The 19,812-nt window shown below is 70.7% G+C and carries 16 protein-coding genes and 1 pseudogene; 14 read left to right on the forward strand and 3 right to left on the reverse strand.

The genetic code is table 11. From position 1 onward, the window contains the following. Position 1: 1 nt before the first annotated feature. The 14 genes and pseudogenes from GGR71_RS09650 (at position 2) to GGR71_RS09715 (ending at position 15,384) form a co-directional block, all read left to right on the forward strand. Positions 2-1,897: a S8 family serine peptidase gene (locus tag GGR71_RS09650; protein WP_160957499.1), complete on the forward strand. Its 1,896-nt coding sequence runs from the start codon at positions 2-4 to the stop codon at positions 1,895-1,897. A 279-nt stretch (positions 1,898-2,176) separates the two neighbouring features. Further along, on the forward strand, positions 2,177-3,907 hold the full coding sequence (gspE, locus tag GGR71_RS09655; RefSeq protein ID WP_160957498.1) for a type II secretion system ATPase GspE: 1,731 nt from the start codon (positions 2,177-2,179) through the stop codon (positions 3,905-3,907). Between the two features lie 121 nt (positions 3,908-4,028). Next, on the forward strand, positions 4,029-5,243 hold the full coding sequence (gene xpsF, locus GGR71_RS09660; protein ID WP_160957497.1) for a type II secretion system protein XpsF: 1,215 nt from the start codon (positions 4,029-4,031) through the stop codon (positions 5,241-5,243). A gap of 935 nt (positions 5,244-6,178) precedes the next feature. Next, positions 6,179-6,616 carry a type II secretion system major pseudopilin GspG gene (gene gspG / locus GGR71_RS09665; protein ID WP_048492274.1) on the forward strand — a complete coding sequence of 146 codons (438 nt, stop codon included), beginning with the start codon at positions 6,179-6,181 and terminating at the stop codon, positions 6,614-6,616. Between the two features lie 78 nt (positions 6,617-6,694). After that, positions 6,695-7,144: a type II secretion system protein XpsH gene (gene xpsH / locus GGR71_RS09670; RefSeq protein ID WP_237474242.1), complete on the forward strand. Its 450-nt coding sequence runs from the start codon at positions 6,695-6,697 to the stop codon at positions 7,142-7,144. Then, the gene (xpsI, locus tag GGR71_RS09675; RefSeq protein WP_160957495.1) at positions 7,141-7,557 is read left to right on the forward strand and encodes a type II secretion system protein XpsI; all 417 of its coding nucleotides are present in this window, start codon (positions 7,141-7,143) and stop codon (positions 7,555-7,557) included. The genes xpsH and xpsI overlap by 4 nt, the downstream gene beginning before the upstream one ends. Continuing rightward, complete coding sequence (locus GGR71_RS09680; protein ID WP_048492277.1) at positions 7,554-8,207, forward strand: type II secretion system protein J; 654 nt, start codon at positions 7,554-7,556, stop codon at positions 8,205-8,207. Before xpsI ends, GGR71_RS09680 begins: the two co-directional genes overlap by 4 nt. Beyond that, the gene (locus GGR71_RS09685) at positions 8,204-9,061 is read left to right on the forward strand and encodes a type II secretion system protein GspK (protein WP_160957494.1); all 858 of its coding nucleotides are present in this window, start codon (positions 8,204-8,206) and stop codon (positions 9,059-9,061) included. The genes GGR71_RS09680 and GGR71_RS09685 overlap by 4 nt, the downstream gene beginning before the upstream one ends. Continuing rightward, positions 9,058-10,182, forward strand: coding sequence for a PilN domain-containing protein (locus tag GGR71_RS09690; RefSeq protein WP_160957493.1), 1,125 nt, complete (start codon positions 9,058-9,060; stop codon positions 10,180-10,182). Before GGR71_RS09685 ends, GGR71_RS09690 begins: the two co-directional genes overlap by 4 nt. Next, positions 10,163-10,810 (forward strand): annotated as a pseudogene (gene gspM, locus GGR71_RS09695) (type II secretion system protein GspM); the annotation flags it as partial. The gene GGR71_RS09690 and the pseudogene gspM, both read left to right, overlap by 20 nt. 208 nt (positions 10,811-11,018) lie before the next feature. Continuing rightward, positions 11,019-11,795, forward strand: coding sequence for a type II secretion system protein XpsN (gene xpsN / locus GGR71_RS09700; protein ID WP_184451886.1), 777 nt, complete (start codon positions 11,019-11,021; stop codon positions 11,793-11,795). A gap of 11 nt (positions 11,796-11,806) precedes the next feature. Further along, positions 11,807-14,095, forward strand: coding sequence for a type II secretion system secretin GspD (gspD, locus tag GGR71_RS09705; protein WP_160957491.1), 2,289 nt, complete (start codon positions 11,807-11,809; stop codon positions 14,093-14,095). A gap of 4 nt (positions 14,096-14,099) precedes the next feature. Next, the gene (locus GGR71_RS09710; RefSeq protein WP_160957490.1) at positions 14,100-14,933 is read left to right on the forward strand and encodes a glycosyltransferase; all 834 of its coding nucleotides are present in this window, start codon (positions 14,100-14,102) and stop codon (positions 14,931-14,933) included. After that, on the forward strand, positions 14,926-15,384 hold the full coding sequence (locus tag GGR71_RS09715; protein ID WP_160957489.1) for a hypothetical protein: 459 nt from the start codon (positions 14,926-14,928) through the stop codon (positions 15,382-15,384). Before GGR71_RS09710 ends, GGR71_RS09715 begins: the two co-directional genes overlap by 8 nt. 191 nt (positions 15,385-15,575) lie before the next feature. Here the strand turns inward: GGR71_RS09715 and GGR71_RS09720 are convergent, their stop codons facing one another. The 3 genes from GGR71_RS09720 to GGR71_RS09730 form a co-directional block, all read right to left on the reverse strand. Next, a complete protein-coding gene (locus GGR71_RS09720; RefSeq protein WP_160957488.1) occupies positions 15,576-16,307 on the reverse strand; it encodes a UTRA domain-containing protein in 732 nt (243 codons plus the stop codon). Between the two features lie 172 nt (positions 16,308-16,479). Then, on the reverse strand, positions 16,480-17,052 hold the full coding sequence (gene pnuC / locus GGR71_RS09725) for a nicotinamide riboside transporter PnuC (protein ID WP_160957487.1): 573 nt from the start codon (positions 17,050-17,052) through the stop codon (positions 16,480-16,482). Between the two features lie 516 nt (positions 17,053-17,568). Next, on the reverse strand, positions 17,569-19,749 hold the full coding sequence (locus GGR71_RS09730) for a TonB-dependent siderophore receptor (RefSeq protein ID WP_160957486.1): 2,181 nt from the start codon (positions 19,747-19,749) through the stop codon (positions 17,569-17,571). Between the last annotated feature and the right edge of the window lie 63 nt (positions 19,750-19,812).

Genomic DNA, 19,812 nt, shown 5'->3' on the forward strand with positions numbered 1-19,812 from the left:
CGTGATCGACAAGCAAAACCTTCGTATCAATGCCATCGCCGCCGCCATGCTGGCGATGTCGCTGGGAGCCTCGAGCGCGATCGCGGCCAGCGCCTCGGCGCCGCTGCCGGTCAAGGAACCGGGCAGGTCCGCGCCGGCCGATGCGGTGACCTCCAACCGCATCCTGGTGCGCTACAACGCCGGCACCGCCGCGGCCAGCGACCGCAGCGCCAAGCTGTCGGCGGTGCAGTCGGCGGTGGGCCGCGCCAGCCTCGGCGGTGGCAACGGCATTTCGCGCGCGGCCGCGGCCAGCGTGCGCGCCGAGTACGTACGCACCCTGGGCATCGGCGCGGACCTGATCCGCCTGACCGGCAAGCTGAGCAAGGCCGATCTGGACAAGGTGGTGGCGGAGATCGCCGCCGACCCGACGGTGAAGTACGCGCAGGTCGACGCCAAGCTGCGCCCGGTCGAGGTGCTGCGGGCCAAGGCGCAGGTGCAGCCGCAGTTCGTGCCCAACGACCCGCTGTATGCGCAGTACCAGTGGCACTACAGCAACGCCACCGGCGGCATCAACGCGCCGGCCGCGTGGGACGTGTCCAAGGGCGACGGTGTGGTGGTCGCGGTGCTCGATACCGGCATCCTGCCGAACCACCCGGACGTGGCGGTGAACCTGCTGCAGGGCTACGACTTCATCTCCGACGCGGCGACCTCGCGGCGTCCGACCGACGCCCGCGTGCCGGGCGCGCTGGACTACGGCGACTGGGTCGAGAACGACAACGAGTGCTACGCCGGTTCCCTCGCCGACGACAGTTCCTGGCACGGCACCCACGTCGCCGGCACCGTCGCCGAGGCCACCAACAACGGCATCGGCATGGCCGGCGTGGCGCCCAACGCCACCGTGCTGCCGGTGCGCGTGCTCGGCAAGTGCGGCGGCTACACCTCCGACATCGCCGACGCCATCATCTGGGCCTCGGGCGGCACCGTGTCCGGCGTGCCAGCCAACCAGAACCCGGCCGAGATCATCAACATGAGCCTGGGCGGCGGTGGCGCCTGCGACAGCGCGACGCAGGAGGCGATCAACGGTGCGGTGTCGCGTGGCACCACCGTGGTGGTGGCCGCCGGCAACAACACCGCCAATGCCGCCAACTTCAGCCCGGCCAGCTGCGACAACGTGGTCGCGGTCGGCGCCACCCGCATCACCGGTGGCATCACCTACTACTCCAACTTCGGCGCCAAGGTGGACCTGTCCGGTCCAGGCGGCGGTGGCAGCGTCGATGGCAATCCGGGCGGCTACATCTGGCAGACCAGCTACAGCGGCAAGACCACGCCGACCTCCGGCGACTACTACTACCTCGGCCTGGGTGGTACCTCCATGGCTTCGCCGCACGTGGCCGCGGTGGCCGCACTGGTGCAGAGCGCGCTGATCGCCGCGGGCAAGGCGCCGCTGACCCCGGCGGCGCTGGAGACCCTGCTCAAGCAGACCGCGCGTCCGTTCCCGGTGTCGATCCCGTCCAGCACCCCGATCGGCACCGGCATCGTCGACGCCAAGGCTGCCCTGGCCAAGGCGCTGGAAGAGCCGTGCGATCCGGCCACCGAACAGTGCGCGCCGCCGGCGACCGCGTTGACCAACAAGGTGGCGGTGGCGGGCCTGGCCGGAGCCGCTGGCAACGAGGCGCTGTACAGCTTCGAGGCCAAGGCCGGTGCAGTGCTGAGCTTCCTCACCTACGGCGGCAGCGGCAACGTGTCGCTGTATGTCAGCTTCGGCAAGGAGCCGGGCACCGGCAACGCCGACGCCAAGTCGACCCGTCCGGGCAACAACGAGACGGTGCGCTTCACCGCGCCGCAGGCCGGCACCTACTACATCAAGCTGGTCGGCGAGAGCACCTACAACGGCGTCAGCCTGGTCGCGCGCCAGTAAGCGCACACGGCGCAGGGAAGCGCCATGCGGTTCCAGGAACCCCGGCTCCGGCCGGGTTTCCTGCGTCTGGGGGATGGTGCCGTGTCGCCGCTGTGCGGCTGGCACCGGGCGCGGCGCAACCGTCCACCATGTCCTGCGAGGATGTCAGGCCGATGACCGCCATGGGCATGCCGATGCCGGTGTCCCTGCCTCCCGTAGACAGCGGCAGGGGCGCGCGCCGGATTCGGCGTCGGGTCATGCCGAACTGCTAAAGTCGCACGGTCATCTGGGAGGGATAGCGTGAACGCGCTCGTGAAGGACACTGCCGTTGTCGTGGAGACGCCCGAAAGCCGCATCATCGCGGCGTTGCTGGCCAAGGGCCGGCTCAAGGACGGCGACCTTGCGCGCGCGCGGCAGTTGCAGCGCGAGTCCGGCGGCAGCCTGCTGGCGCTGCTGGCACGCCTGGGCCTGGTCTCCGAGCGCGACCATGCCGAGCTCAGCGCCGAGGTCCTGGGCCTGCCGCTGCTCGACGCCAAACAGTTGCCGGCCACCGCGCCGGAGAGCCTGCCCGAGGCGCAACCGCTGTCGCTGCGCTTCCTCAAGCAGTTCCATGTGTGCCCGCTGGGCGAGCGCGACGGCGTGCTGGAACTGTGGATGGCCGATCCGCACGACGCCTATGCCGCCGACGCGGTGCGCCTGGCCACCGGCCTGCAGGTGCTGCCGCGGGTCGGCCTGCGCTCGGAGATCGACGACCTGATCGAGCGTTGGTTCGGCCAGGGCCGCAGCGCGATGGGCGCGATCGTGGAAACCGCCGACGGCGACAGCGTCGCCGCCGACGACATCGAACACCTGCGCGACCTGGCCTCCGAGGCACCGGTGATCCGCCTGGTCAACCTGGTGATCCAGCGCGCGGTGGAACTGCGCGCCTCGGACATTCACATCGAGCCGTTCGAGAGCCGACTGAAGGTGCGCTACCGCGTCGACGGCGTGCTGATCGACGGCGAGAGCCCGCCGGCCAACCTGACCGCGGCGGTGATCAGCCGCGTCAAGATCATGGCCAAGCTCAACATCGCCGAGCGCCGCCTGCCGCAGGACGGCCGCATCATGCTGCGGGTGCAGGGCAAGGAACTGGACCTGCGCGTGAGCACCGTGCCCACCGCGCACGGCGAGAGCGTGGTGATGCGCCTGCTCGACCGCGAGACCGTGGTGTTCGACTTCCACCGGCTCGGCTTCACCGACGCGTTCCTGCCGCAGTTCCGCAAGGTGCTGGAGCAGCCGCACGGCATCCTGCTGGTCACCGGCCCCACCGGCTCGGGCAAGACCACCACGCTGTACACCGCGCTGAGCCAGCTCAACACCGCCGACGTCAAGATCATCACCGTCGAGGACCCGGTGGAATACCAGATCGAGGGCATCAACCAGATCCAGGCCAAGCCGCAGATCGGCCTGGATTTCTCGCACGCGCTGCGCAGCATCGTGCGCCAGGACCCGGACATCATCATGATCGGCGAAATGCGCGACCTGGAAACGGCGCGCATCGCCATCCAGTCCGCGCTGACCGGCCACCTGGTGCTGTCCACCCTGCACACCAACAACGCCGCCGGCGGCATCACCCGCCTGCTCGACATGGGCGTGGAGGACTACCTGCTGACCTCCACCATCAACGGCATCCTCGCCCAGCGCCTGGTGCGGCGGCTGGAGCCGACCCACGCCGAGCGCTATGCCGCCTCGCCGGAGGAGATCGAGAAGTTCGAACTGCGCCGGCTGCAGCCGGAAGGCGAGATCTTCCTGTACCGCCCGCGGCCCTCGGCGATCGCGCCGACCGGCTACGTCGGCCGCACCACGATCATGGAATTTCTGGTGATGAACGACGTGCTGCGGCGTGCGGTGATGCGCCATGCCGGCATGGGCGAGATCGAGCAACTCGCGCGCGAGGCCGGCATGCGCACCATGTACGAGGACGGCCTGGCCAAGGCGCTCAGCGGCCAGACCACGATCGAGGAAGTCCTGCGCGTGACGGAGGAAACCTGATGCTGTTGTCGCGCAGGTCCGTCGCACCCACCCGCTCGCTCGCCGCTTTGCGTCTGTGCGCACGCAATGCGTCATTGTTGTTTTCCGGGTCCCGAGTCCCGGGTCCCGGGTCCCGCACCTGATGCCGCTCTATCGCTACAAAGCCCTGGACTCGCACGGCGAGGTCCTGGAAGGGCAGATGGAAGCCGCCAGCGAGGCGGACGTGGCGCTGCGCCTGCAGGAGCAGGGGCACATGCCGATGCAGGCCAAGCTCGCCGCCGAGGGCGGTGGCACCTCGCTGCGCGGGTTGTTCCGGCCCAAGCCGTTCGACGGTGCGGCGCTGGTGCAGTTCACCCAGCAGCTGGCGACCCTGCTCGGCGCCGGCCAGCCGCTGGACCGCGCGCTGTCGATCCTGCTCGAACTGCCCGAGGACGAACGCTCCAAGCGCACCGTCGGCGATATCCGCGACGCGGTGCGCGGCGGCGCGCCGCTGTCCACTGCGCTGGAGCGCCAGCACGGGCTGTTCTCGCGCCTGTACATCAACATGGTGCGCGCCGGCGAGGCCGGCGGCAGCCTGCACGACACGCTGCAGCGCCTGGCCGAGTACCTGGAGCGCAGCCGCGAACTGCGCGGGCGGGTGATCAACGCGCTGATCTACCCGGCGATCCTGGTCAGCGTGGTCGGCTGCGCGCTGCTGTTCCTGCTCGGCTACGTGGTGCCGCAGTTCGCGCAGATGTACGAGAGCCTGGATGTGGCGCTGCCGTGGTTCACCCAGGCGGTGCTGAGCGTGGGCCTGTTCGTGCGCGACTGGTGGATCTTGCTGCTGGTGGTGCCGGGCGTGACCCTCCTGGCGGTGGACCGCAAGCGCCGCGATCCCGCGTTCCGCGCCAGTTTCGATGCCTGGCTGCTGCGCCAGCGCTTCGTTGGCGTGCTGATTTCGCGACTGGAGACCGCACGCCTGACCCGCACCCTCGGCACCCTGCTGCGCAACGGCGTGCCGTTGCTGGCGGCGCTGGGCATCTCCCGCAACGTGCTGTCGAACCTGGCGCTGACCGCCGACGTCGCCGCCGCGGCCGACGACGTCAAGAACGGCCACGGCCTGTCGGCGTCGCTGTCCAAGGGCAAGCGCTTTCCGCGCCTGGCGCTGCAGATGATCCAGGTCGGCGAGGAATCGGGCGCGCTCGACATCATGCTGCTGAAGACCGCCGACACCTTCGAACAGGAGACCGCCCAGGCCATCGACCGCCTGCTGGCCGCGATGGTGCCGGCGATCACCCTGGTCCTGGCCTCGGTGGTCGGCCTGGTGATCATCTCTGTCCTCGTCCCGCTCTACGACCTCACCAATGCGATTGGGTGAGGCCATGCGCTTGCGAACCGCAGGTTCGCGCATGGCCGAACGCCCGGCCATGGATGGCCGGGCCGGTCTGTCCGGAGCCGGCAATGCGACGCCATGGACGGCAGCGGCCGTGCCTGATGCGTCCGCACGGTGCGCCATGGCGCATGTGGCGCCGAACGCCCGGCCAGGGATGGCCGGGCCGGTGGTTCCGGCGCTCGTGATGCTGCGCCATGGATGGCCGCGCAGGCGCGTCGCGCAGCGGACGAACGAATCGAAAGAGGCCATGCGCGTGCGAACCGCAGGTTCGCGCATGGCCGAACGCCCGGCCATGGATGGCCGGGCCGGTCTGTCCGGAGCCGGCAATGCGACGCCATGGACGGCAGCGGCCTTGCCTGGTGCGTCCGCGCGGTGCGCCATGGCGCCTGTGGCGCCGAACGCCCGGCCAGGGCTGGCCGAGCCGGTGGTTCCGGCGCTCGTGATGCTGCGCCATGGATGGCCGCGCAGGCGCGTCGCGCAGCGGACGAACGAGTCGAAAGAGGCCATGCGCTTGCGAACCATCGGTTCGCGCATGGCCGAACGCCCGGCCATGGAGGGCCGGGCCGGTCCATCCGGAGCCGGCAATGCGACGCCATGGACGGCAGCGGCCTTGCTTGCTGCGTCCGCGCGCTGCGCCATGGCGCCTGTGGCGCCGAACGCCCGGCCTCGGCCGGGCCGCTGGCGGCGGCCCTCGCGGACTGTGACGCCGCGCGTTCCCGCGCGGGAACCTTCCGCCGCCGCCCCTGTCCCATTGCCTGCGGCGCCGCGCGTGCCGGCCGCGGCCGTGCGTGCGCGCGGCACGGATCCTCCGTCGGCCTGTGTGACGGCGTGCGTGACGCGCCGCTGTACCGCCGTCCGGCACCGGCTGCCATCGTCACCGTGTTCGGCTACATAGGTCTTCCACCGCAAGGATCCATGCAATGCGCACTCTCCGCCGCTCCCTCACCCGTTCCCCGTCCGCCGCACGCCAGGCGGGCATGAGCCTGCTGGAAATCATCATCGTCATCGTGCTGATCGGTGCGGTGCTGACCCTGGTCGGCAGCCGCGTGCTCGGCGGCGCCGACCGCGGCAAGGCCAATCTGGCCAAGTCGCAGATCCAGACCATGGCCGGCAAGATCGACAACTACCAGCTCGACACCGGCAAGCTGCCGTCCAAGCTCGACGACCTGGTCACCGCGCCGGGCGGCGTCAGCGGCTGGCTCGGTCCGTACGCCAAGCCCGCCGAGCTGAACGACCCCTGGGGCCACCCGATCGAGTACAAGGTGCCCGGCGAAGGCCGTCCGTTCGACCTGATCAGCCTGGGCAAGGACGGCCAGCCCGGCGGCAGCAGTTACGACGCCGACATCAAGTACGAGTGATCCGGCGCCGTGATCCGGGCCCCTGCCGGCGCGCTGCGCTTCGGCGCGCCGGCGTGCGCGCCGGAGGCGCGTGCGCGCATGCGCGGCGTGTCGCTGCTGGAGATGCTGCTGGTGGTGGGCCTGATCGCGATCGCCGCGCTGCTGGCGGCCTCGGTGCTGACCGGCGGCATCGACGGCATGCGCCTGCGCTCGGCGGCCAAGGAGATCGCCTCGCAACTGCGCTACACCCGCACCCAGGCGATCGCCAGCGGCCAGCCGCAACGCTTCCTGATCGATCCGCAGGCGCACCGCTGGCAGGCGCCCAACGGCCGCCACGGCGAGATCCCGCCGTCGCTGACGATCCGCTTCACCGGCGCGCGCCAGGCGCAGCGCCGCGACGGCGAGGGCGCGATCCAGTTCTTCGAGGACGGCGCCTCCACCGGCGGGCGCATCGAGCTGCAGGCGCGCCAGGCGCGCTGGCGCATCGACGTGACCTGGCTGACCGGCGAGGTCACTGTCGGGCGTGCGCCGGACCAGGCGGGCCCATGAACCGCCAGCGCGGCTACACCCTGATCGAGGTGATCGTGGCGTTCGCGCTGTTGGCGCTGGCGCTGACGCTGCTGTTGGGCTCGCTGTCCGGCGCCGCACGCCAGGTGCAGCGCGCCGACCAACTGAGCCGCGCCACCCTGTATGCGCAATCGCTGCTGGCCGCGCAGGGCGTGGAGCAACCGCTGCAGCCGGGACGCAGCCAGGGCACGCTGGACGAGGGCCGCTACCGCTGGACCCTGGACGTGGCGCCCTACGCCGACCCGCGGCGGCCGCCCGACGCCGCGGTGACGCCCGGTGCGCCGAGCTTGCTGCAATTGACCCTGCAGGTGCGCTGGGGCGATACGCCGGCGCAGGCGCTGCAGTGGAAGACCCTGCGCCTGGTCGCCCCGCAAGGCAACGGGGTGCCGCAATGAACACGCGTGCGCCGCACCGCGCCACCGCGCGCGGCTTCACCCTGATCGAAGTGCTGCTGGCCACGGTGCTGCTGGTCGGCGGTCTGACCCTGGCCTTCGCCACGCTGCGCTCGGCGATGGCGATCAGCGGCCGCGGCGAGGCGATCGCCGGACGCAGCGAACGCATGCGCGCGGTCGAGGGTTTCCTGCGCCGGCGCCTGAGCGGCGCACAGTCGCTGCCGCTGGACATCGACACGCACACCTTGCAGCCGGTGCGCTTCGTCGGCGAACCGCAGCGCATGCAGTTCGTCGCCGATCTGCCCGAGTACCTCGGCCGCGGTGGCCCCTATCTGCACGATCTGCGGGTCAGCGGCGAGGGCGACCATCGGCAACTGGCGATCGCGCTGGTGCAGGTGCAGGCCGGCAAGCAACTGGCCGAGACCCCGCCGCGTCCCCCCGAGCCGCTGGCGCGCGACCTGCGCGAGGTGCGCTTCCGCTACCGTGGCCTGGACCCGGAGCGCGGCACCATCGGCCCCTGGCAGGAGCGCTGGGAGCGCACCGACACGCTGCCGCTGCTGGTCTCGATCGAGTTGCGCAGCGGCGATGGCACGGCGTGGCCGCCGCTGGTGGTGGCGCTGCGCCAGGCCGGCGGCGCGGAGATGCGGCAGTGAGCGCGGCGTATCGCCACCGCGGCGCCGCGCTGGTGCTGGTGCTGTGGCTGATCGCGCTGCTGACTGCGCTGATCGGCGCCTTCGCGCTGACCGCGCGTACCGAGAACCTGCAGGGCAAGGTGCTGGGCGACGGTGCCGAGGCGCAGGAGCGCGCCCGCGCCGGCCTGGAATACGCGCTGACCCGGCTCGCCGGCACCCCCACCCAGCCGGGCTGGCGTGCCGACGGGCGCCGCTACCGCTGGCAGTACGAAGGCGCCACGGTCGACCTGCGGGTCACCGACGAGAGCGGCAAGGTCGATCTGAACATGGCCGACGCGCCGCTGCTGGCGGCGCTGGTGCGCGCGGTCGGCGAGGATCCGCAGCGCGCCGAGCGCATCGCCGCGGCGATCGTGGACTGGCGCGACCCGGACAACCTGACCCAGCCCAACGGCGCCGAGGATCCGGACTATGCCGCCGCGGGCCTGCCCTACGGCGCCAAGGATGCGCCGTTCGAGAGCCTGGCCGAGCTGCAACTGGTGTTGGGGATGGACCCGGAGCTGTACGCCAAGCTGCTGCCCAACCTGACCCTGTACGGCGGCGTGTCGCGGCCGACGCCGGACTTCGCGCCGGGGCCGGTGCTGACCGCGCTCGGCCTGGACGCACAGCAGGTGCTGGCGCAGCGCGAACGCACCGACCAGACCCAGCTCGGCATGGTCGGCATGGGCGGTGGCGGCACCTATAGCATCGAAAGCCGGGCGCGGCTGGGCAATGGCCGCGAGGGCGTGTTGCGCGCGGTGGTGCGCCCAGGCTCGTCGGCGCTGCCGGGCTCCGCCTACACTGTGTTGCGTTGGCAAGAAGGAACGACGGTGCGATGACGGCGTGGCGCGACACGATGGACAAACTTGGCGTACGCATCGCCCCCGGTGCGGGCGGGCTGCTGGCCTGGTGGCAGCGCTCGCTGATGGCGTGGCTGCCGCCGCGCTGGCAGCTGCAGTTGGGCTGGTCGCAGGCGCGGCTGCTGCTGTGGCGCGAGGGCGAGCAGCTGATGCTGGCGCGGCAGGTCGAGTCCGAACTGGGCGCGCCGCTGGCGCTGCCGTGGCCGCTGCTGCCCGCCGAACTGGAGGCGCTGCTGGGGCCGCGCCTGGCGGCGCTGCCGCGGGTCTGGCTGCTGCCGGCCGAGGCGGCGCTGCAACGCCGGCTGCGCCTGCCGGCGGCGGCGGCCGAGCACCTGCGCGAGGTGGTGAAGTTCGAGATCGACCGGCAGACCCCATTCCAGGCCGACCAGGTGATCTACGACGTGCGCGTCGACGGCCGCCGCGACGACGCCCAGCTCGACGCCGAACTGGTGGTGGCCCCGCGCCGCGTGCTGGACGACCTGCAGGCCAGCGCCGGCGCGCTGCGCCCGACCCTTGCCGGCATCGACGTCGCCGGCAGCACTGGCGCACCGCTGGGGGTGAACCTGCTGCCGCAGGAACAGCGCCACCGCCGTGCCGACCCGATGCGGCGCTGGAACGCGATCCTCGCCGCCACCGCGGTGCTGGCGCTGTGCGCGGCCGGCTGGCAGTTGCTGGACAACCGCCGCGACGCGCTGGAGCACCTGCGCACGCAGGTGGACAGCGGCGCGCAGCGCGCGCGCGCGGTCGCCGCGCAGCGCCAGCAACTGGTCGACCTGGTCGAAGGCGCCGCGTTCTTCGACCAGTTGCGTGCCGAGCGCCCGGCCTCGGTGGAGGTCTGGAACGAACTGAGCAAGCGCCTGCCGGAGGGCACCTATCTGGAGAAGTTCTCGATCGAGGGCAATCAGTTGCAGTTGATCGGCCTCAGCAGCGAAGCCTCGTCGCTGGTCGGGCGGCTGGAAGGCTCGCCGCTGTGGCGCACGCCGTCGCTGACCGGCGTGCTGCAGGCCGACCCGGGCAGCCACCGCGACCGCTTCACCCTCACCGCCGAGCTGGCCGGGACCAAGCGCAAGGAGGCCGCCGATGCCGGTGCAGGTCGATAAGCGCGACCGCTGGCTGGCGCTGGGCCTGCTGCTGGCGGCGCTGGCGCTGGGCTACCTGGTGCTGGTGCATCCGTGGTGGACCGTGCCGATGCGCGAGGTCGATACGCAGATCCAGGAACTGCAGCAGCGCGAACTGCGTGTGCGCATGCAGTTGCAGCAGGCGCCGCAGGTGGCGCAACGGCTGCAGCAGGCGCAGCGCGAGCTGGCCACGCGCCCGGGTTTCCTGCGCGAGACCTCGGCCGAGCTGGCCTCGGCCGGCCTGGTGCAGCGCCTGGAAAGCGCGGTGGCCACGGCCAGCCCCGGCAACCGCAGTTGCGCGATCAGCAACCGCTCGCCGCTGGCCGCCGACAACCGCAGCGACCGCTTCACCCGCGTCGCGGTGCAGGTGCGCCTGCGCTGCGGCACGCCGGAACTGGCCGCGGTGCTGCATGCGCTGGAAAGCGGCACGCCGGCGTTGTTCATCGACAACCTCAACGTGATGGCGCAGCGCTACCAGCTCTCGCCGGGCGAGAGCGGCAACGGCCTGGACGTGGCCTTCGAACTGGCCGGCTACCTGCGTCCGAACGCGATGCCGGCGCCACCGGCGGCGTCCGCCGCGGCCGACCCGTCCGCAGGGACGGCCCCCCCCGCCGCCACGCCCGCGCCCTCCGACACGCCGGTCATGAACGCCGGCGGGTCCGCCGGCGCCGGGCCGAGCGAGCCGGCTTCCACGCCGTCGTCGCCTGCGGCGCCCAGCGCGACGAACCTGCCCGCGACGCCGGGCACGCCCAATGCCGCGGATGCGCCATCGGCGCCGAATGCGCCCAACGGGCTGCCGCAGCAGGTGGAGGGCCGCCATGCGAATTGAAGCGATGGGCCTGCGCACCGTGTGGCTGGGCACGCTGGCGCTGTGGGGCCTGCTGATCTGGGCGCTGGGCCTGGGCGGGCTCGGCGAGCGGGTGGCGCCGCTGCCCGACGATCCGTCGATGCTGCAGCGGTTGCCGAGCCTGCCCGCGGCCACCGCGCATCGCCTGGGCGATTTCTCGCAGTACGGCGAGATCGCCGCGCGCCCGGTGTTCGCCGAGGACCGCCGCCCGCATCCGTTCTTCCTCAGCGCCGATAGCGGCCAATCCGCCGCGCCCAACGTGCGCCTGACCGGCGTGCTGCTCACCGACGGCTTCAAGATGGCCACGCTGACCACCGAGCAGGGCGAGTCGCTGCGCCTGCAGGAAGGCGGTGACGCCGTGCAAGGCTGGCGGCTGCTGTCGCTGGCGCCGCGCCAGGCCACGGTCAGCGGCAGCGGCGGTACCCAGACCCTGGAATTGAAGGTGTTCGACGGCAAGGGCGGGCAACCGCCGACCGTGCTCGGCCAGGCCGGGCGTGCGGCCGCCGGGCAGGGGCAGATGCCGCCGCCGGCGTCCGCGCCCAACGGCCAGGCCAACGCCACCGCGCCGCGCCCGCCGAACCAGCCCGCCAACCCGGTGCCGAACCAGGCGCCGACCCCGAGCGCGCCCCAGCCGTCGTCGCCGGCCCCGTCGTCGGAGCAACTGCAGGCCATCCGCGAGCGGATCGAAGCGCGCCGCCGGCAATTGCAGCAACAGCGCCAGAACAACCCCTCAGGTCAGAACCCTTGAAGAGTGATCGCATGACGCCGCGTCTGTTTTCCCTGTTCCTCGCCATCGGCCTGGTGGCCGGCTGCGCCACCACGCCCTCGCCGGACGTCCGCCGCGGCGCCGCGATCAATCCCCAGGTCGGCGCGGCCGGCAGCACCCAGACCGACGGCCAGGGCGGCCCGGCCGATCCCAACGCCTTGCCCGAGCGCGCCACCCCGGTGATCCGCCGCGGCAGCGGCACCATGATCAATTCTGCGGCCGCCGCCGCGCCGGCACCGTCGCTGGGCAACGCCAGTAGCGGCAGCGCCACCTTCAACTTCGAGGGCGAATCGCTGCAGGCGGTGGTCAAGGCCATCCTCGGCGACATGCTCGGGCAGAACTACGTGATCGCGCCGGGCGTGCAGGGCACGGTCACCCTGGCCACGCCCAAGCCGGTGTCGCCGGCGCAGGCGCTGAACCTGCTGGAGATGGTGCTGGGCTGGAACAACGCGCGCATGGTCTACAGCGGCGGCCGCTACAACATCGTCCCCGCCGACCAGGCCCTGGCCGGCACGGTGGCGCCGAGCACCGCCTCGCCGGCCAACGCGCGCGGCTTCGAAGTGCGCGTGGTGCCGCTGAAGTACATCTCCGCCAGCGAGATGAAGAAGGTGCTGGAGCCGTACGCGCGGCCGAACGCCATCGTCGGCATCGACGGCTCGCGCAACGTCATCACCCTGGGCGGCACCCGCGCCGAGTTGGAGAACTACCTGCGCACCGTGCAGATCTTCGACGTCGACTGGCTGTCGGGCATGTCGGTGGGCGTGTTCCCGATCCAGTCGGGCAAGGCCGAGCAGGTGGCGGCCGACCTGGAGAAGGTGTTCGGCGAGAACAGCAAGACCCCCAGCGCCGGCATGTTCCGCTTCATGCCGCTGGAGAACGCCAACGCGGTGCTGGTGATCACCCCGCAGGCGCGCTACCTGGACCAGATCCAGGAGTGGCTGGACCGCATCGACAGCGCCGGCGGCGGCGCGCGGCTGTTCTCCTACGAACTCAAGTACATCAAGGCCAAGGACCTGGCCGATCGTCTGGCCGAAGTGTTCGGCGCCGGCGGCGGCAACCGCGGCGACTCCAACGCCTCGCTGATGCCGGGCTCGCAGATGAGCCAGTTGAACGGTGGCGGCCTGGGCGGCTTCAACGGTAGCGACAGCAGCCTGGGTGGCGGCAGCTCCGGTGGCAGCCTGGGCAGCAGCGACAGCCTGTCGGGCGGCAGCAGTTCTTCCGGCAGCAGCAGCGGCGGCCTCGGCAATGGCAGCCTGCAACTGTCCCCGCGCACGTCCGGCAACGGCAGCGTGACCCTGGAAGTGCAGGGCGACAAGGTCGGCGTGTCGGCGGTGGAGGAAACCAACACCTTGCTGGTGCGCTCCACCCCGCAGGCCTGGCGTTCGATCCGCGACGTGGTCGAGAAGCTCGACGTGATGCCGATGCAGGTGCATATCGAGGCGCAGGTGGCGGAGGTCAATCTGAGCGGCGATTTGCAGTACGGCGTCAACTGGTACTTCGAGCAGGCGGTGAATGCATCGTCCACTGCCAACAATATCGGCTTCAGCGGCGGTGGCGCCAATTTGCCTAGCGCGGCGGGTCGCAAGATCTGGGGCGATATCGCCGGTGCCATCACCGGCAGCAGCGGGTTGGGCTGGACCTTCCTCGGCAGGAACGCCGCGGCGGTGATCACTGCGCTGGACAAGGTCACCGACGTCAAGCTGCTGCAGACGCCGTCGGTGTTCGTGCGCAACAACGCCGAAGCCACGCTCAACGTGGGCACGCGCATCCCGATCAATTCGGTCAGCGTCGACACCGGTCTGGGCACCGGCACCACCTACTCGTCGGTGAACTACATCGATACCGGCGTGATCCTGAAGGTGCGTCCGCGCGTGACCAAGGACGGCATGGTGTTCCTGGACATCGTGCAGGAAGTCAGCTCGCCCGGCGCGGCGCCGACCAACTGCAGCACCAACGCCGGCACCAGCACCGCCTGCAACGTGCCGATCAACACCCGCCGGGTCAAGACCGAGGCGGCGGTGCAGAGCGGCGACACGATCATGCTGGCCGGCCTGATCAGCGACAGCACCACCGACGGCAGCAACGGTGTGCCGTACCTGAGCAAGCTGCCGGTGGTCGGCGCGCTGTTCGGGCAGAAGACCCAGGACAAGACCCGGCAGGAAGTGATCGTGCTGATCACGCCATCGATCGTGCGCAACCCGCAGGAAGCGCGCAATCTCACCGACGAGTACGGGCAGAAGTTCAAGGCCATGGAGCCGCTGCCGGCACGCGGCAAGAAGTAAGCGGGTGAGCCTGCCCATCGTGCTGCTGGCGGTCGGCGTCGACGACGTCGCGCTGGACGCCTGCCTGGGCGCGTTGGAAGCGAACACCCCGGCCGGCACCCGCGTGTGGCTGGCGGACGATGCACAGGCCGGCCCGCGCGGCATCCGGGTGATCGAGGCCTGGCTGGCGCGCACGCGCCTGCAGGCCGACTACACGCGGCGGCCGCGCATGCTCGGCGAGGTCGCGCATGTGGACGAGATGCTGCGTGCCTGCGGCGACGCCGACGTGGCGGTGCTGGCCGCCGATGCGCAGCCCGGGCCGGGCTGGTTGCTGCAGTTGAGCGCTTGCCTGGCGCGGGATGCGGCCATCGCCAGCGCCACGCCGTGGAGCAATGCCGGCGAAGCCTGCGCGTGGCCGCGGCTGGGCGAGATCAACCCGCTGCCCGAGGACCCCGAGCGCCTGGCACGGGCGTGCGCGGCGCTGCCGCCGCTGCATCCGGAACTGCCGTCGGCGGTGTGCCATGCGGTGATCCTGCGCGGGGTGGCGCGGCAGCGCGCCGGCGGGCTGGATGCCAGCAGCTACGGCTCCTGGTATGCGGCGCTGACCGACCTGTCGCTACGCATGGCCGGGCTCGGCTGGCGCAACGTGCTGTGCGAGACCGCGCATGTCGCGTGCAGCGGCGAAGGCCGCGCCGCCGACGGCGACATGGACGCGCTGGCCACGCGCTGGCCGGCCTGGCACGCGCGCCTGGCCGGGTTCCTGATGCACGATCCGCTGCGCGCCTGCCGCGAGGAGTTGCAGCGCCTGTACGACACGCTGCCGCCACCGGATCCGCAACGTGCGTTGTTCGATGCCTAGTGCGTCGTCCCCCGACCTGCAACTCGCGCATCGCTGGACCCAATCCGGCCGCATCTCGCTATGGCGCTATCTGGAGAACGAGCGCAATTATCCCGGCTGGCATCTCAACGCAGATTCGGCTGGATGCCAGTCACTGCTGACGTTGCTGGACGCATTGGCTGCCGACGGCGTCGGTTCCCGCACGCTTCTCATCACTGCACCCAGCAAGGCCGAACTGGGCGTGCCGAACAATCGGCGGGGTCTTGCCGCTTGGGTGGCGCCGGAGAAGCTGCGCCTCACGCTGTCCACGACCGACGATCACTGGTCTTTTCCCGTAGACGCGGAGCCGGCTGCACTTGAGATCGGCTCGGGATGGCTTGCGGCGCTGCGGGAAGGCATCGCCGGCATTGCGAAGGGGCGGGGCGACTACGCCATCGGCAAAGGCAACCATCGTCTATGGTTCTGGTGGTGAGGCGGAAATTGCCGACGTGCGCCTGTTCTAGGGTTGTTTGTGCGTTGCTCCCCGACCCCTCGGCTGGCGTGGCAGCCCGTCACGGCTGATATCGCGATCAGACCCAGCGGCGTCGCTGCTGGGTCCTGGGTAGGAGCGGGTGCGGCCCGCTGCGTCTCCGCCTCGTGTCGCGATAGCGAACAAGGCCAGACTCACTCCGGTGGCGCGTAGACATCTACCGACACTTCCAGCACGTCGTGGCGCCAGGATTCGATGTCGAATTCCACGGCACGTCCATCGGGATCGTAGCTGACGCGTTGCAGGCGGAAACAGGGCGTGCCGGCGGTGGATTGCAGCAGCACGGCCTGCTCGGCATCGAGCGTGGCTGGATACATCGACAGCCGGCTGCGCGCCTGTCGCAATCCCAGGCGTTGGGTCAGCACGGCGCTCAGCGAGCCGGCCAGGTCGTGGTCGAGCAGGCGTGGCGCCCACGCGGCCAGGATCGCATTGGTTTCCAGCAGCACCGCGCGCCGCCCGATCCAGCGCCGGCGCCGCAGCACGAACACCTCGGCATCCGGATCGTCCAGGTGCAGGTGCCGGGCGAGCGCCGGGCCGGCCGGCTGCCGCTGCGCGGCGAGCAGTTCGGTGCGCGGCACGCCGCCCTGTGCGGCCACGTACTGCATGAAGCCGGCGATGCTGTTGGGGTCGTGGCGCACCCGCGGTGCACTGACGAACCAGCCGCGGCGGTTCTCGCGGTAGATGTGCCCGTCCGATTCGAGTTGTTGCAGGGCCTCGCGCAAGGTGATGCGGGTGCAGCCGAACAACGCGGCGAGTTCGCGCTCCACCGGCAGGCGCTGGTCGGCGCGCCATTCGCCGGCGGCGATGCGTGCCAGCAGCGCATCGGCGATGCGTTGGCCGAAGCCGGCGGCGGTGGCGAAGCTCATGCGAAGTCCAGGGCGTGGCGAAGCGTGGCTGACAAGACTACGCTGCCGGCAGGCATGCGGACGACGCGTGGTCTCTGATGGTCGCGTGATGTCTGCGCGGCTCCTGCGCGCCGTTCGCATCAAGCTGACGACGGCGCGCTGCGCCTCCAGTCAGCAAAGAGAGACTGGCATGTCAGCTGACGGATCGCGCACGGCGCAGGTCGGCCTGCCACAGCCGCAGTCCGTACACCGCCAACGCCACGAATCCGGCGTACAGCGCCGCGGTGGGGTACAGCCCCTTGTACACGAACACGCCGACGTAGACGCAGTCCAGCACGATCCACAGGACCCAGTTGGCGATGCGCTTGCGCGCGGCCCAGACGCTGGCGACCACGCTGAAGGCCGACAGCGCCGCGTCCAGCCACGGCAACGCCGCATCGGTGTGCCGGTGCATCCACCAGCCCAGCAGCACCGCGCCGGCGGCACCGGCGAGCAGCGAGCGTACGCCTTCGCCCCACGGCAGCGGCCCGACCTGAACCTTGCCGTCGTCGCCCAGTCCTTTGCTCCAGCGCCACCAGCCATAGCCCTGCAGGACCACGTATAGGCCTTGCAGCAGCATGTCCGAGTACAGCTTCCACTGATAGAACAGCCACGCGTACAGCAACACCGCCACCACGTTGACCGGCCAGCACCAGCGCACCCGCCGCGCGGTCAGCCACACACCCAGGACGTTGACCAACACGGCGAGCAGTTCGAGAGGAGACATGGTGGGGAGGCCGGGATTGGGGAGTGGGGATTCGGGATGGGACGGTTCGCGAGTGCGCAGCATTGCGCGCTTTTTTGTAGGAGCGGCTTCAGCCGCGACAGGCATCACCGGGAAAGCCCGTCGCGGCTGAAGCCGCTCCCACAGGGGCTCGCGGCGAGTCTGCCGGGTGCACTGTGGGAGGGACTTCAGTCCCGACGCATTGCGGCATCGGAAAGCACGCCACTTCGCGCGTTTCGGCTGCATGACAGTTGATTGCCACAGTGGTCATCGGCGCGGCTGGTGTTCGAGAGGGGGCACGAGTGGATGAAGCCATGGTGGGTCCGGAGAACAGGGTCAGGCGTTTTTGCAAGCGAAGAAGACAGTGTTCCTTGAAGGAGCAGCGCTCGTCTGTGGGAATCAGCCGCAACCCGTCGGCAATAGCGCGTCGCGGCTGAAGCCGCTCCTACACAGGTGACGCGCCATGTTCCGCTTTTGGCTTTTACCAATCCCGAATCCCGATTCCCCATTCCCAGCTCCTCAAAAATCGAACTGCAACGCCAGCCGCGCGGTCCGCGGCGCGCCGAGGAACAGATAGTCGTCGCCTTCGTAGGCGCCGACGTCGCGCCAGTAGCGCTTGTCGGTGAGGTTGTCCACGCTCAGCCGCAGCGTGGTCGGCACCGTGCCCAGTCGGGTGGCGTAGCGGGCGCCCAGGGTGTAGACGCTGTAGCCGCCGACGGCGACCTGGCCGCTGCGGTCGGCGTACTTGGCGCCGCTGTACTGTGCGCCGCCCAGCAGCGCCAGGCCGCTCACGCCGGGCACGTCCCAGGTGGCCTGGGCGCTGGCGCGCAGCCGTGGCACGTTCAGTGCCTGGTGGCCTTCGTCGCCCGGCGTGCCGGTGTCCTCGGCGCGCGCGCGGATGCCGGCGACGCTGGCCTGCACGTGCAGCCCGGCGCCCAGCGTGCCGGCGGCGGAGAGTTCGATGCCTCGGTTGTGCAGGCGTCCCTGCTGCACGAACAGGAAACTGCCGTCGGCCTGCGGCTGCGCGAACTGGTTCGCCTGGCGCATGTCGAACACCGCCGCGCCCAGGGTCACGCCATCGCGCTCGTACTTCATGCCGGCCTCGCGCTGGTAGGCGCTGGTGGGGGCGAGGATGTTGTCGGCATTGCTGGCGAACCACGGCGCGGTGCCGCCCGGGGCCAGGCCCTTGGCGAAGCTGGCGTACAGCGACAGCGACGGCTGCAGCTTGAACAGCAGCGCCGCCTGCGGCAGAAACACCGAGCGGCGCGTGCGCCGGGTCAGGGTGCCGTCGCGGTCCCAGGTACGTTCGTCGTAGCGCACCTGGCGTGCGCCCAGCAGCAGCTGCCAGGCATCGCCGATGCCGATGCGGTCGTTGGCCAGCAGCGAGGTCTGTTCGCTGTCCAGGCGCCGGTGCTTGGGGCCGAGCACGGCGTCGGCCGGCGCGAGCAGCGGCGGATCGGCGTCGATGTTGCCGCTGCCGATCATTTCGTTGATCGAGCCGTGCCGGTCGATGGTGCGATGGAGGTAGTCGACTCCGACCTGGAATTGGTGCTGCAGCACGCCGGTGCTGGCGCTGCCACTGGTGATCGCCTGCAGTTCGTCGTTGCGGCGGCTGTCGGCAGGGCTGCGGTAGTCGTAGATGTCGTAGTCACCTTCGCGGCTGAAGTGGTTGGGCACCGCATCGCCGGCGCAGCTGGCGGCGCCGTAGCAGCCCCAGGCGAAGCTGGAGTAATCGTCGATCAGTGCGCGGCTGTGCGACGCGGCCACATGCACATTCCAGGCGTCGCTGAAGCGGTACTCGTAGCGCATCTGCGCGTTCAGCGCCTCGATGCCGACCGGCTTGGACCACGGCTGGTAGGCGAGCAGGCGATGCACGGACACCCCGCTCGGCAACTGCGTGCCGCCGAGCAGCTGGTAGCCCGGCACCGAGCGCTGCTGGCGGTCCTGGTATTCCACGTCCAGTTGCAGGGTCGATTGCGGATCGATCTTCCAGTCCGCGGCCAGCGACAGGAAGTTGCGGTGGCCGTCGGCGTGATCGACATAGCTGCGCAGGGTCTCGTGTGCGGCGTTCACGCGCAGGCCGAACTGGCGCTCGCTGCCGAACCAGTCGCCCAGGTCCACCGCCGCGCCGCGGCTGCCGTCGTCATCGCCGCTCAGCACCAGGCTGCGCACGTGCTGTGGGCGCTTGGTCTGGTAGTCGATCACCCCGGCCGGGGTGGTGATGCCCGACAGCACCCCGGACAGGCCCTTGAGCACCTGCACCTGCTCCTTGTTCTCCAGCGCCACGTTCTGTTCGCCGGCGATGGTCAGGCCGTTGATGCGGTAGCTGTTGGCCGCATCGAGCAAATAGCCGCGCACCAGGAAGTTCTCGTAGTAGCCGATCGGCGCGTAGCTGTCGCCCACCGCGGCGTCCGCGCGCAGTACCTCGCTGAGCACGCGCACCTGGCGGTCGGACAATTGGCTGCGGTCGATGGTGTCGATCGCCATCGGCGTGTCCAGCAGCGGTGCATCGCCATAGCCGCTCAGGCTGCTGCGGTTCTGCGGCTGGCGGCCCTGCACGTTGACCGCGTCCAGTTCGACCGGGGTCTGCGTCGCGGCGGGCGCCGGCGCAGCGTCGGCGGCCAGGGCCGGCAGCGGCAGGGCGATGGACAGGGCCAGGGCGAGGGCGTGCGGGGCGGGGAAGCGGCGGGTGGGAAGCATACGGAACGACCTCGGGGAAACGAAACGAAAGAAAGAAGCGGCATCGCCGCGCGGTGCGCGAAC

Source organism: Xanthomonas sp. F1 (assembly GCF_014199855.1).

Coding starts and splice junctions, on each gene's coding strand:
- GGR71_RS09720 (WP_160957488.1), bottom strand. CDS start 16,307: ATGAGCTTCGCCACCGCCGCCGGCTTCGGCCAACGCATCGCCGATGCG.
- xpsH (WP_237474242.1), top strand. CDS start 6,695: ATGCGCGGCGTGTCGCTGCTGGAGATGCTGCTGGTGGTGGGCCTGATC.
- xpsF (WP_160957497.1), top strand. CDS start 4,029: ATGCCGCTCTATCGCTACAAAGCCCTGGACTCGCACGGCGAGGTCCTG.
- xpsN (WP_184451886.1), top strand. CDS start 11,019: ATGCGAATTGAAGCGATGGGCCTGCGCACCGTGTGGCTGGGCACGCTG.
- gspG (WP_048492274.1), top strand. CDS start 6,179: ATGCGCACTCTCCGCCGCTCCCTCACCCGTTCCCCGTCCGCCGCACGC.
- pnuC (WP_160957487.1), bottom strand. CDS start 17,052: ATGTCTCCTCTCGAACTGCTCGCCGTGTTGGTCAACGTCCTGGGTGTG.
- GGR71_RS09730 (WP_160957486.1), bottom strand. CDS start 19,749: ATGCTTCCCACCCGCCGCTTCCCCGCCCCGCACGCCCTCGCCCTGGCC.
- GGR71_RS09680 (WP_048492277.1), top strand. CDS start 7,554: ATGAACACGCGTGCGCCGCACCGCGCCACCGCGCGCGGCTTCACCCTG.
- GGR71_RS09690 (WP_160957493.1), top strand. CDS start 9,058: ATGACGGCGTGGCGCGACACGATGGACAAACTTGGCGTACGCATCGCC.
- xpsI (WP_160957495.1), top strand. CDS start 7,141: ATGAACCGCCAGCGCGGCTACACCCTGATCGAGGTGATCGTGGCGTTC.
- GGR71_RS09715 (WP_160957489.1), top strand. CDS start 14,926: ATGCCTAGTGCGTCGTCCCCCGACCTGCAACTCGCGCATCGCTGGACC.
- gspD (WP_160957491.1), top strand. CDS start 11,807: ATGACGCCGCGTCTGTTTTCCCTGTTCCTCGCCATCGGCCTGGTGGCC.